The sequence below is a fragment of the Neglectibacter timonensis genome (assembly GCF_900048895.1).
Taxonomy (GTDB): Bacteria; Bacillota; Clostridia; order Oscillospirales; family Acutalibacteraceae; genus Acutalibacter; species Acutalibacter timonensis.
The window spans coordinates 163980-175972 of the sequence record NZ_LT160637.1; the positions used below are offsets into that span (position 1 = coordinate 163980).

Genomic DNA, 11993 nt, shown 5'->3' on the forward strand with positions numbered 1-11993 from the left:
GTATGGGCAGTTTCCTGTATTACTTAAGCCGTCCTTCTTCGCAGCCTGTCAATCGGGAATATTCTTCTGGACATTACCGGCCATTTTCCGCACTATGACCATAAAGGCGTCCGCCTCTTCCCGTGTAATGCCCTCGCACAGCTTGCTCATAAACTCCCGGCGGATTATGTTCAGCTTTTCTATGGTTTTTTCTGCCTTGGGCAGCAGGAGCAGATGGATTACCCTTCTGTCCTTCTCATCCTGCTTTGCTTCAAGGTATCCTTTTTTCATAAGAAGATCCACGGATTTGCTCACCAGCGACCGTGATATTCCTCGGAATTGGGTAATTTCACGCGCTGTGTCGCATTTTTTATGCGCCAGAAACAGCAGAACTTCAATTTCATTTTGAGACAGCCCCTCCTCACGGGCCGCATCCCGCATGGCGGCGCGCACGCTTTTCCGGATGTGCATCATCACCATGGCCAGGCCTTCATCGATCCCGGCAAGTTCCCCCAGCAGGTCCACAGCTTTACTCCTTTCCCATCTGATAATTTGTTCATTTTTGTAATTGTTAAATCAAGGATAGTTCAATAATGAACTATTATACTCACGGCTCCAATTTCCGTCAACAAGGATTTACCAAAGTTCATGTTTTTTTAACAACTGAACCTTTCCCCATGGGCTTCCGCGCTTCACTTTTATCCTAACGGGAAAAGGGAGAGCCGTGGAATATTGTTTCCACGGCTCTCCCTTTTTTGGGGGGTTGAATTATATAGGATTGTAACAGGCGTACTCTTAGGAAATAGAAAGATATTCTTCAATAAAATGAGCGGCCACCGCGCCTTCTGCAGCTGCAGTAACCACCTGCCGCAGCGGTTTTCTGCGCAGGTCTCCCACTGCATACACCCCCGGCAGGCTGTTTCTAGTCGTCTCACCCGCCAGCACATATCCGGCTTCATCTGTTCCGCCCTGGCTTCGAAAAAGCCCTGTGTTAGGCAGATCCCCTACCGCCACAAACAAGCCGTCACAGGAAAACTCTGTTTTCTCTCCGGATTTTTTATTCCGTACCAGGACGCCCTGAATCTTGCCGTCCTGCAGGATCTCCTGCACCTCGCTATCCCAGACAAATTCCACATTTTCTGCTTTCTGCAGCGGATCCAGATAAACCTTGGACGCCCTCAGGGTATCCCTTCTGTGAACCAGATATACCTTTTTACACAGCTTGGAGAGATAGAGCACATCCGCCGCAGCTGTATTTCCTCCGCCTACCACCACCACTGTCTTGCCGCGGTAAAACATACCGTCGCATGTGGCGCAATAGGAAACGCCTCTGCCCCGAAGTTCCCGCTCCCCGGCAAGGCCCAATTCTCTCGGATGAGCTCCGGAAGCCAGCACCACAGTTTTCGCCTGATAAGTGCCGTCAGCAGTGCGTATCTGTTTGACTGCGCCCTTCAAATCCACGCTGAGCACTTCGGAAAGCTTCGTCTCCACGCCGAACCGCTCCGCACCCTGCTTCATCTGCATAGCCAGCTCAAAGCCGTTGATGCCTTCCGGGAAACCCGGATAATTATCGATTACATCTGTGGTGCCCATCTGGCCGCCGGGCGTCAGCTTTTCCAACAGCAGCACCGTCAAGTTGGCACGCGCCGCATACAGCGCCGCCGTATAACCGCCAGGGCCGCCTCCGATGATTACCACATCATAGATATTTTGTTCCATGGCTGAACCTCCTTCCAACTTTCTTACAAAAAGTTGGACACAGACTTTTCTTTCGGCTTTGCACTGCTTCCTGCAGAAAACTGTTCAGGAAACCATTACCGGACCATTTCCTCCAGCTTTGCCTTGGGCTGAACGCCCACCATACTCTGCACGGCCTGACCGTTCTTAAAGAGGATGGCCGTGGGGATGCTCATCACGCCGAAGCGGGAGGCCAGGTCGGGCTCGTCGTCGATATTGACTTTTCCCACCTTTACCTTGCCCTCGTTTTCTTCGGCAAACTCATCTACAATGGGGGAAAACATTTTGCAGGGGCCGCACCAGGATGCCCAAAAATCAATGACGACAGGCTGTGCCGCCTTCAGAACCTCCTGCTCGAAATTTTCGCTTGTAATCTTCAAAACTGCCATAGTGAACCTTCCTTTCGCATGAGAATTGTTTCTCTTCTTTGACTTTATGATACCCCAAAAGATTGAACATTTCTTGTTGCAAAAGCTACAGTTCTAAAAAAATTTTTTGAATTTTCTGCAAACATCGAAAAGCCGCGCCCATCCGGTGTATGGGGAAGGGTCAGTTCACTTCCATCATCGTAAGAAACTCTGCAAACGTGCCCGTGGATATCCCTGTCAGATCCCTGCCGGATTTGTTGATCAGACAGTCTGTAGTGAGAAACACATCGATTTCCCTTTCCAGCGCCGCCAGGTCCTCATCTGCGTCGTTTCCCACCATCAGGCATTCCTCAGGCTGTTTTCCCGTTTTCTCCAGGATTTCTCCAAAATAATCCGGGTTCGGCTTACAATAGGAAGAATTCTCATAGGTGGTAACATAAGAAAAATCGGATAGGGAAAGCCCCACCCAGGACAGCCTGGTATTCACACCCACTGCCGGAAATAGGGAATTTGTGGCCAGCATCAGTTCAAAACCTCTTTTTTTGAGGCCGTCCACCGCCTTTTTAGCCAATGGATTTTCCCAGGTTGCCGTTTTTGCGCCGTGGAATTCTTTGGCATAGAACTCGTCGAAGGGTTCCCTCAGTTTCAGCGATTCTCTTCCCATCTCCTGGGAAAAAACTTCCCAGAACCGGCTGCAGTTGAGCTCGCTGCCGTCATTTTTCACCATGGCCTTGGTACCCTTCCAAACAGCAGCCACCAGAGGCTTGGGCTCGTACCCAAACGGGGCGGCCTTTTTTGCCAGCAGAGCAAAATAGGTATTTGTAAATTCTTCCAGCTCCATGGGAAGCAGCGTGCCGTCCAAATCAAACAGAACCGTGGTTTTTTCCTTCAAATTCAGGCTGTTCAAACGATTTCCTCCTGTTTATTCTCTATTCTTCAGCGATCCTCTCCGCATTGGCTGTGGCCACCACGCTCACGCCGGTACCCGCCACATTTTCCAAAATCACGTCGCCAATCCTGACAGGCGCTTCTGCAGCAGCCTTGCGGATTTCCTCCATACACTGAAAAATTTTCTCCTTGGGGATGTCCGTCTGGGTGCGGACGGATACCACCGGCGCCGTGCCGCCAAGCAAACGCACGGTGGAGGTAACAGTCCGCGTGGGATTGGTCACTTCCTTCTTACCATATTCCTCCCCGCGCTTGCAGGTATTTCCGGTAACCTTCAGCACCTTGCCCGAGCTGTCTGTCTCCACCTTCAGCGGACAGCCCAGAGGGCAGCTGATACAGGTCAATTCTACAACTGGCATATAGTTCTCCTTCCCATACCTTTCTGAAGAAAGATATCCAAAATGCTTCCCTGAGGAAAGCACTCCAAACTTTTATTCCAATTTCCAGTTTTCGGTCCGCTTCACGATGCCCCCTTTCTGCTTCCAGTTCCTATTGGAGGAAGCAGAGATCAGCCGCGTGATCCGGACGCATATCTTTCACAAAACGCAGCGGCAGCAGGCAGCAATTCTCCGCTTCGGGTCTTGATCCCCACTGGGGATCGGTCAGCGTTCCGCTCCGACCGGTGCTGCCGACACACCGCCGGTTTTTACTCCTCCGTGCACACCAGAAGCTGCTTTACTCCCAGCAGATCCTTCTGCTTGAGAAGTACCTGCTCCATTTCTCCGGGAGCCATCACCGGACGTTTGCGGCGTAAAATTTCTCTGCCGTCCGCATAGACGCAGACACTGGCATTGCGCATGTTTTTGCTCACGCGGAACCGCACCACCTGGCTGCCCTCCACTCTTTGGGCGCAGATGCGGCAGGGTACCGTATAGCGCACTGCGCCGCCGGTTTCCACAGGGATTTCCTCTCCCTGGTCTTCATTCCTTCCGGCCGCATACAGGGCCGCGTTCCTGCCTGCCTGCGCCGCCTCCTCGGAAACATAGTCCACCAGGTCGTGAACGTGGAGTACATTGCCGCAGGCAAAGACGCCGGGAACATTAGTTTCCAGACTTTCATTGACTTTGGGCCCGCTGGTGACAGGGGAAAGCTCCACACCGATCTCCTTGGACAGTTCATTTTCCGGAATCAGCCCCACAGAAAGCAGCAGGGTGTCACAGGAGAACTGCTCTTCCGTTCCTGGAATAGGCTTCAGGTGTTCGTCCACCTCAGCGATAGTGACGCCTTCTACCCTTTCCTTCCCCTGAATGTCCACCACCGTATGGCTGAGCTTCAGCGGAATGCCGTAATCGTTCAGGCACTGTACAATATTTCTCTTCAAGCCCCCGGAATAGGGCTGAATTTCCGCCACACATTTTACCTTGGCGCCTTCCAGCGTCATTCGCCGGGCCATAATCAGCCCGATGTCGCCGCTTCCCAGGATAACCACCTCGCGTCCCGGGAGATAGCCTTCCAGGTTCACGAGCCGCTGGGCCGTACCTGCGGAAAATACGCCGGCCGGGCGGGTTCCAGGGATGTTTAGCGCTCCTCTTGGCCTTTCCCGGCAGCCCATGGCAAGCACCGCCGCTTTGGCCTCCACCTCAACCAGCCCGTTTTCCCGGCTTACCGCTGTGACCTTTACACCGCCGGAGGCGGGGGAGGAGAGGTCGATTACCGTGGTGCTCAGCAGATATGGAATCTGCAGCTCCTGAATTTGCGCGATGAATCTGGCGGCATATTCGGGGCCTGTCAGCTCCTCATGAAAAGTATGCAGGCCAAACCCATTGTGAATGCACTGGTTCAAGATCCCGCCCAGCTCCTTCTCGCGCTCCAGGATCAAAATATCCCGTGCGCCGGCCTCACGGGCGGCGGCAGCGGCGGCAAGGCCCGCCGGGCCTCCGCCGATAATGACAATATCATGTTTCATTTTGATCTGTTCCTTTCTCCGGGCTGCGGCGGCCTGTGCCGCCCGCTTCCCTCCCGCGCCGAAAACGCGGTCAGCCCCTTGTCTTTTCCAATACAATCTCCGAACCCTTTTCATTCTTGCGGATTTCCCTTAAATCCAAGGACAGTTCCCTGGCCAAAAGCTCCATCACCCTGGGAGAACAGAACCCGCTCTGGCAGCGGCCCATTCCCGCTCTCGTACGGCGCTTGACCCCATCCAGCGTTTTTGCTCCCAGGACTCCGTGAATGGCATCCAGGATTTCCCCTTCGGAAACCTGTTCACAACGGCAGATGATGTTGCCGTAGGCAGGATTTTTCTCTATGTACGCCTTTCGCTGCTCCGCAGGCATATCGTGCAGTCTGGGCACGCCTCTGCGGATCGGCTGGAAGTTTTCCTTCCGCGCCAGCTGCAGCTTCTCAGCAATCAGCGCCGCCAAATACTCCCCAATGGCTGATGCACTGGAAAGGCCCGGGGATTCGATACCCGCCGCGTCAAAAAAGCCCTCTGCGGTTTCTCCCAGCACAAAGTCATCCCCTGCCTCATGGGCCCGCAGGCCGGTAAAGGAAGTGATCACCTGGCGGATTGGGATGTTCCTGACGCCCAGAGCGGACTTCTCCAGCACTTCTCCGAGTCCTTCCGCCGTGGTTTTGGTTTCCTCCCTGTCCTCTATATCAGCGGCAGTGGGACCCAGCAGCAAATTTCCATGAACCGTAGGGCTCACCAACACGCCCTTTCCGTATTTCCCGGGCAATTGAAATATGGTATGGGAGACATGCTGTCCCGCGGTCTTATCCAGCAGGCAGTATTCTCCTTTTCTGGAGGCGACGTGCAGTTTGTTTTCGCATACCAGGTTGTGCAGCTCATCGGAATGGACTCCGGCGGCGTTGACCACCGCTTTTGTCAGAAAGTCTTCCCCGGAGGTCTTCACCAGCCAGCCGTCCTCCCGGCGCTCCAGGCCGGTTATCTGCGTCTCAAAATAAAACTGCGCGCCGTTCATTGCGGCATTTTCCGCCAGGCCCAGGGTCAGCTCAAAGGGGCATACAATGCCTGAAGTCTCCGCCAGCAGCGCGCCGCATACCGCATCGGAGAGGTTGGGCTCCAGGGCAAGCGCCTCCTCCCGGTTCAGCAGCTTCAGGCCGGGTACGCCGTTAGCAAGCCCCCGCTCATAAAGCTCCTTCAGCTTCGGCAGCTCCTCCTCATGCAGGCACACCACAAAGGCCCCGCAGCGCTGAAAGGGAATGTCCAGCTCTTCAGCGAGCTTGTCCATTTTCTCATTGCCTCTGACATTCATTTTCGCTTTCCAGGTCCCGGGCTCCGCGTCGAAGCCTGCGTGGATAATCGCGGAATTGGCCTTGCTGGTGCCTTCGCACACATCCGCATTCTTTTCCAAAACCGCAATGCTCCCCTCAAACCGGGACAATTCTCTTGCCACTGCCGAGCCGATCACTCCCGCACCGGCAATCACGATATCACATTGTATCATTTCAATACCTTCCTCCGTATTTTCATACGTTAATAGATTATCATATAGCGGCTTTTCCCGCAAGTAAAACAACTGCAAAAAACCTGAAATTTTCCTTGACAGAATTGAACAAATAGCTGAAAATAAGGGAAAGAGGCAGCGTGACGCTGCACCCATGACGCGTGGATTGCGGCGTACCGCCGCTGCGTTGGGCGAAAGAGACTGGCCCGGATCACGCGTCCCGGAAGAGACTTCCGGTTTATATTGGGCGGAAGCAGGTTCGGGCTTCGGGAAGCAAGTGACCGGTCGCGCCGCACTGCCCCGCGGAATAAAAGTCTTTGGGGATACCTTCCTTTTAATAAGGTATGGAAAGGAGTCAAAAAATGGAATATTTAATTGGAATCGATTTGGGTACCAGCGGCACAAAGACTGTGCTGTTCGACAAAACGGGAAAAGTGATTTCCAGCGCCAGCCTGGAATATCCCATGTTTCAGGAAAAGAACGGCTGGGCGGAGCAGGAGCCTGCAGACTGGTGGCACGCGGCTGCGGATACCATCCGCACGGTGATTGAGAAAAGCGGGATAGACGCCGGGGAGGTCAAAGGCGTGGGGATCTCCGGCCAGATGCATGGGCTGGTGATGCTGGACCGCGACGGGAAAGTGCTGCGGCGCTCCATCATCTGGTGCGACCAGCGCACAGCCGCTGAGTGTGAAGAAATCACGGAGAAGGTGGGGGCAAAGCGTCTCATAGAGATCACGGCGAACCCTGCGTTGACGGGCTTCACGGCCTCCAAAATCCTGTGGGTCAGGAATCATGAACCGGAAACCTATGCAAAATGCGCCCATATCCTGCTGCCCAAGGACTATGTCCGCTACATGCTCACAGGCGATTTTGCCACGGAAGTATCAGATGCTTCCGGCATGCAGCTTCTGGATGTACCGAACCGCTGCTGGAGCAAGGAGGTCCTGGAAAAGCTGGACATTGAGGAAAGTCTGCTGGCGAAGGTCTACGAGTCCCCGGAGGTGACGGGCTCCATCACGGAAGAGGCTGCGAAACTGACGGGTCTGAAGGCCGGAACCCCTGTGGTGGGCGGCGCGGGGGACAACGCCGCAGCAGCCGTAGGTACCGGAGTGGTACGGGACGGCAAGGCCTTTACTACCATTGGTACCTCTGGCGTGGTTTTCGCCCATACAGATCATATTTCTATCGATCCCAAGGGCAGAGTGCATACCTTCTGCTGCGCGGTGCCCGGCGCCTGGCATGTGATGGGCGTCACCCAGGGCGCGGGACTCTCCCTGAAGTGGTTCCGGGACAACTTCTGTGCAGAGGAAAAGCGTACGGCGGAGGGCATGGGGGTGGATCCCTATTTCCTGATGGACCGGGAAGCGGAGCGTTCCCCCATTGGCTGCAATAAGCTGCTGTACCTTCCTTACCTCATGGGAGAACGCACGCCCCATCTGGATCCGGACTGCCGCGGCGTTTTCTTCGGTCTCTCCGCCATCCATACCAAATACGATATGCTGCGGGCTGTGATGGAGGGCGTGACTTACTCTCAGCGGGACAGCGTGGAAATTCTCCGCGGCATGGGCGTGGAACTCCAGGAAATGCTGGCCTGCGGCGGCGGCGGAAGCTCTCCATTGTGGCGGCAGATGCTGGCAGACGTGTACGACTGCCCGGTAAAAACCGTAAAATCCAAGGAAGGCCCCGCACTGGGCGCAGCCATTCTGGCAGGCGTGGGCGCGGGACTGTATCCCTCCGTGCAGGAGGCCTGCGACGCTATGATTCAAACCAATGAACCCCAGGAACCCATCTCGGAAAACGTGCCTCGGTACGATGCCTTCTATCAGGTTTACCGCTCTCTGTACCCGGCGCTGAAGGAAAACTTTAAACAGCTGGCTGCAGCAGAATAAGCTTTCATCCAATCACACCCCCGGCGCAGGGCTCCTGCACCGGGGATATTTCTGCTGCTTCCTTCCCCACGGTGATGCGAAAGCAGAATTGGGTATTTAATTCCTGCAAATGTTCCGGGCAGCAGGCCTGTCCGAATTGAAAAAGAGAGAAAAGGGGCACAGGCCCGCCGGAAAAATTGCTTCGGCGGGCCTGTGCCCCTTTTTTCAGGTTCAGGAAAGCAGCATTCTGTCGTTGTCCAGCTGTTCACCGCTTTTTTGGCGGAACAACTCCAGCAGCTTTTCCACTGTCATACGTTCCCGTTCTTTCCCGGAAAGGTCCAGGATGATCTTTCCCTGCTGCATCATCAGGGTACGGTCCCCGCAGTCCAGCGCAGATTGGATATTGTGGGTAATCATCAGCGTGGTGATCGTATTTTCCCGCACGATCTTCCGGGTCAGCGCCAGCACCTTATCCGCCGTCGCGGGGTCCAGAGCCGCGGTATGCTCATCCAACAGCAGCAGCTTCGGGGTGGATATGGTGGCCATGAGCAGGGTAATGGCCTGTCTCTGACCGCCTGAGAGGAGGCCTACCCGGGTTTTCAGCCGGTCCTCCAGCCCCAGATCCAGCTCCCGGAGCTTTTCCCGGAAAAAGGCTGCATTTTTCCGGCTGGTGGCAGGCGCCAGGCTCCGGTGCGTCCCCCTCAGGTAGGCCAGAGACAGGTTTTCCTCTATGGTCATACTGGGCGCTGTGCCCATCAGGGGGTCCTGAAACAGATGCCCAATGTTTCTGGCCCGCTTATGCTCGGGCAGATAGGTCACGTCCTTCCCACTCAGCGTCACGCTGCCGGAGTCGGGAAGATACGACCCGGAAATCAGCTTCAGCAAGGTGGATTTTCCCGCTCCGTTCCCTCCGATCAGGGTGATGAATTCCCCTTCCGGCACAGTGAGGTTGACATGGTCGATGGCTTTTCGTTCATTGACCGTTCCCGCGTAAAAGGTCTTGCAGAGCTCCCGCAGTTCCAACATCAGCCATTCTCCTTTCCGCCGTCTGTCTGCTTCAGCTTCCGTTTTTGTCCCCGCAGCTTCACTGCATCCCGCGCCACGGGATAGGAGATTGCAATCACGACTATGACGGAGGAGAGGAGCTTCATATCCGACGTGGTGATATTGAGGAATTTCAAAGCGGGCAGGGTATTGTACTGAAGTACCAGTCCGATGATGATACGGTAAAGGATGGAGCCGCACACAGCTGAAATCACTCCCGTGAGCATGGTGCGGCGCTTACACAGAAAATAGAGCAGATTCCCGAAAATCACCTCTCCGATGATCAGGGAGGCGAGCCCGATCACCACCACGCCGATGCCCATTCCAGCGTCTGCAGACTGCTGGTATTGGGCCAGCACGCCGCCGGAAAGACCCACCATGGCATTGGCCACCACCAGTCCCAGCGTTTTCGTAAAGTTTCCATTGATGGAAGAGGAACGGACCATATTTTCATTGTCACCTGTTGCACGTACGGAAAGGCCAAGCTGCGTATTCAAAAACAGGACCAGGGCCGCCAGCACTACCGCCAGAAAGATCCCGATCAGCAGCAGTTTTCCAAAGTCCCCGAAGGTATCCTTGAAAAAACTGAAAACCGTGGTAAGGTTGATGGCGTTTACGCTGGCTTTTCCTCCCATCACCCGCAGGTTGATGGAATAAAGGGCCGTCATCGTGAGAATTCCTGCTAGTATGGATTGGATTTTCAGCTTTGTCTGCAGGAAGGCCGTTACAAAACCAGCAGCCGCACCGGTCAGCACCGCCGCCAAAATTCCCAGCCAGGGCATCCCCGCCGCCGTCAGCATGATAGAGGAGGCCGCTCCCAGGGTGAAGCTTCCGTCCACCGTCAAATCCGCCAGGTTCAGAATGCGGTAGCTGAGAAACAGCCCCACCGCTACCAGCCCATAGACCAATCCCAATTCTACTGCGCCCCGCAGCGCCACATCACTCATTATTTTCCCCCATTTCCGCCTTTCTGAAAAAAGGCGGGCAAAGACTTTTTCTTCCGCAGGGCAGCCTTTCGCTCCCCGATGCCATTCCCTTTCTGAAGAAAGGTAACCCAAAGACTTTTACTCCGCAGGGCAGCGCGGCGCTACCGGCCACTTGCTCCCCGATGCCCGAACCTGCCTCCGTCCAACATAAACCGGAAGTCTCTTCCGGGACGCGTGATCCCGGGCAGTCTCTTTCGTCCAACGCAGCGGCGGTACGCCGCAATCTACGCGTCATGGGTGCAGCGTCACGCTGCTCACGTTGCCGGCTGGTCTGTAAAGACATTGGCGGTTTTGAGGATATCCTCGGGGAAGGTGATGCCCAGAGCGTCCAAGGTGTTTTGGTTCAGGTAGGTTTGGTAGGTTTCAAAGAAGAATACCGGCACCTCGCTGACAGGTTTGCCCTCGATCAGCTCTACCGCCATGTCTGCATTCTTTGCGCCCAGCTCCGTGTAATCGATGCCAATGGCTGCCAGCGCGCCGTCCTGTACCATGGAATCTGCGCCCACATACCACGGCACCTTAGCCGTACGGGTAGCGTCCACCACTACGCCGATGGAGGTGGCGATGCTGTTGTCCGTGGTGGTAAAGATGGCGTCCACTTTACCGCACAGCGTGGTGGCTACCTGCTGGATTTCGCTGCTGTTGGACACTGTGCCGTCCACCACCTCGATGCCTTTTTCCTCACAGTACTTTTTAGCCTCCGCCGCAGCGTTGACAGAATTGGATTCTCCGGAATTGTAGAGCATCCCGAATGTTTTCAGATCCGGATCGACTTTCAATGCCAGATCAATAGCAGAAGTGACGGGGATCCTGTCGGAGGTGCCTGTCACATTGCCCTCCGGTTTGTCGGGCGTTTTGATGCCCAGATCCTGCTGCGGATCGTTGACCGCGGCAAACAGCACCTTGATGTCCGTACCCTCTGTGGAGGATACCGCCACCTGGGCGGCAGGTGTAGCAATCGCCACGATCATGTCCACCTTATCCCCTACGAATTTCTGGCAGATGGTGTTGACATTGGCGTTTTCGCCGCCTGCATTCTGGTAATCGATCACGACCTTGGTCTCGTCATAACCCCACTCTTCCAGCCGGCTCATAAATGCCTCTCGGATCGTATCCAGGGAAGGATGCTCCATATATTGGATCAGGCCGATCTTATAGGGCTGGGCTTCCGTCTTTCCCGGTTCTGTCCCGGAAGGTAAATGGGAGACGACGGAAGAGGTGACGCCGTTGGAACAGCCTGCCAGAAGGCAGACGGCAAGCGCCAGGGAGAGAATTGTCAATACTGTTTTTTTCATCGCGGTTCGTCCTTTCTGTTGAAAACCAGAGCGCCGCAAAAAGAAAATGTCCCTGCGGATCTTATCTCAAAAGATCCGCAAGGACAGAAAATTTTTTCTGCGGTGCCACCTTGCCTGCCGGGCTTTCCCGGCCTCTCTGCCGGATGCTGACACATCCGCGCCCCATAACGCGGGCAAAACGTCCCGGAATACTGAGCAGCTCCCGCTGCCGTTCCTCGAGCCCTCAGAGGACCATTTACCGCACCGTTTCCACGCCGGATTTCCACCACCGCCGGCTCTCTGTGAGGTCGTATTGCGATTTTATTTCCTCTTCATCGGTTTCATTTATTAAAGCACAGGGCATCTCATTTGTCAAGACAGT

Annotated in this window: 11 protein-coding genes; 1 reads left to right on the top strand and 10 read right to left on the bottom strand. The window is 55.0% G+C overall.

The genetic code is table 11. The features are described 5' to 3' along the window. Nucleotides 1-48: 48 nt before the first annotated feature. The 7 genes from BN3911_RS03395 to BN3911_RS03425 form a co-directional block, all read right to left on the bottom strand. The gene (locus BN3911_RS03395; protein WP_066861354.1) at nt 49-504 is read right to left on the bottom strand and encodes a MarR family winged helix-turn-helix transcriptional regulator; all 456 of its coding nucleotides are present in this window, start codon (nt 502-504) and stop codon (nt 49-51) included. A gap of 270 nt (nt 505-774) precedes the next feature. After that, nucleotides 775-1698: a thioredoxin-disulfide reductase gene (gene trxB / locus BN3911_RS03400; RefSeq protein ID WP_066861357.1), complete on the bottom strand. Its 924-nt coding sequence runs from the start codon at nt 1696-1698 to the stop codon at nt 775-777. Nucleotides 1699-1793: 95 nt separating this feature from the next. Next, on the bottom strand, nt 1794-2105 hold the full coding sequence (gene trxA, locus BN3911_RS03405) for a thioredoxin (RefSeq protein WP_066861360.1): 312 nt from the start codon (nt 2103-2105) through the stop codon (nt 1794-1796). Nucleotides 2106-2265: 160 nt separating this feature from the next. Next, nucleotides 2266-2991, bottom strand: coding sequence for an HAD family hydrolase (locus tag BN3911_RS03410; protein ID WP_082942046.1), 726 nt, complete (start codon nt 2989-2991; stop codon nt 2266-2268). A gap of 22 nt (nt 2992-3013) precedes the next feature. Next, the gene (locus BN3911_RS03415) at nt 3014-3391 is read right to left on the bottom strand and encodes a DUF1667 domain-containing protein (RefSeq protein WP_066861364.1); all 378 of its coding nucleotides are present in this window, start codon (nt 3389-3391) and stop codon (nt 3014-3016) included. 287 nt (nt 3392-3678) lie between these two features. Beyond that, nucleotides 3679-4938: an NAD(P)/FAD-dependent oxidoreductase gene (locus BN3911_RS03420; protein ID WP_066861517.1), complete on the bottom strand. Its 1260-nt coding sequence runs from the start codon at nt 4936-4938 to the stop codon at nt 3679-3681. A gap of 70 nt (nt 4939-5008) precedes the next feature. Further along, a complete protein-coding gene (locus tag BN3911_RS03425; protein ID WP_082942047.1) occupies nt 5009-6439 on the bottom strand; it encodes an NAD(P)/FAD-dependent oxidoreductase in 1431 nt (476 codons plus the stop codon). A gap of 362 nt (nt 6440-6801) precedes the next feature. Here BN3911_RS03425 and xylB point away from each other — a divergent pair, with 362 nt between their 5' ends. Then, nucleotides 6802-8328 (top strand): xylulokinase, encoded by a 1527-nt coding sequence (gene xylB, locus BN3911_RS03430; protein WP_066861367.1) that lies wholly within the window; start codon nt 6802-6804, stop codon nt 8326-8328. A 210-nt stretch (nt 8329-8538) separates the two neighbouring features. Here the strand turns inward: xylB and BN3911_RS03435 are convergent, their stop codons facing one another. The 3 genes from BN3911_RS03435 to BN3911_RS03445 form a co-directional block, all read right to left on the bottom strand. After that, nucleotides 8539-9333, bottom strand: a complete 795-nt coding sequence (locus BN3911_RS03435) for an ABC transporter ATP-binding protein (RefSeq protein WP_066861369.1) — start codon at nt 9331-9333, stop codon at nt 8539-8541. Further along, nucleotides 9333-10298 (bottom strand): ABC transporter permease, encoded by a 966-nt coding sequence (locus tag BN3911_RS03440; protein WP_066861371.1) that lies wholly within the window; start codon nt 10296-10298, stop codon nt 9333-9335. The genes BN3911_RS03435 and BN3911_RS03440 overlap by 1 nt, the downstream gene beginning before the upstream one ends. 293 nt (nt 10299-10591) lie before the next feature. Next, nucleotides 10592-11632, bottom strand: coding sequence for an ABC transporter substrate-binding protein (locus BN3911_RS03445; protein ID WP_066861374.1), 1041 nt, complete (start codon nt 11630-11632; stop codon nt 10592-10594). Between the last annotated feature and the right edge of the window lie 361 nt (nt 11633-11993).

Bases quoted from the DNA above. Each gene is read 5' to 3' on its own strand.
- BN3911_RS03440 (WP_066861371.1), bottom strand. From the start codon at position 10,298: ATGAGTGATGTGGCGCTGCGGGGCGCAGTAGAATTGGGATTGGTCTAT.
- trxA (WP_066861360.1), bottom strand. From the start codon at position 2,105: ATGGCAGTTTTGAAGATTACAAGCGAAAATTTCGAGCAGGAGGTTCTG.
- BN3911_RS03425 (WP_082942047.1), bottom strand. From the start codon at position 6,439: ATGATACAATGTGATATCGTGATTGCCGGTGCGGGAGTGATCGGCTCG.
- xylB (WP_066861367.1), top strand. From the start codon at position 6,802: ATGGAATATTTAATTGGAATCGATTTGGGTACCAGCGGCACAAAGACT.
- BN3911_RS03420 (WP_066861517.1), bottom strand. From the start codon at position 4,938: ATGAAACATGATATTGTCATTATCGGCGGAGGCCCGGCGGGCCTTGCC.
- BN3911_RS03435 (WP_066861369.1), bottom strand. From the start codon at position 9,333: ATGTTGGAACTGCGGGAGCTCTGCAAGACCTTTTACGCGGGAACGGTC.
- BN3911_RS03415 (WP_066861364.1), bottom strand. From the start codon at position 3,391: ATGCCAGTTGTAGAATTGACCTGTATCAGCTGCCCTCTGGGCTGTCCG.
- BN3911_RS03445 (WP_066861374.1), bottom strand. From the start codon at position 11,632: ATGAAAAAAACAGTATTGACAATTCTCTCCCTGGCGCTTGCCGTCTGC.
- trxB (WP_066861357.1), bottom strand. From the start codon at position 1,698: ATGGAACAAAATATCTATGATGTGGTAATCATCGGAGGCGGCCCTGGC.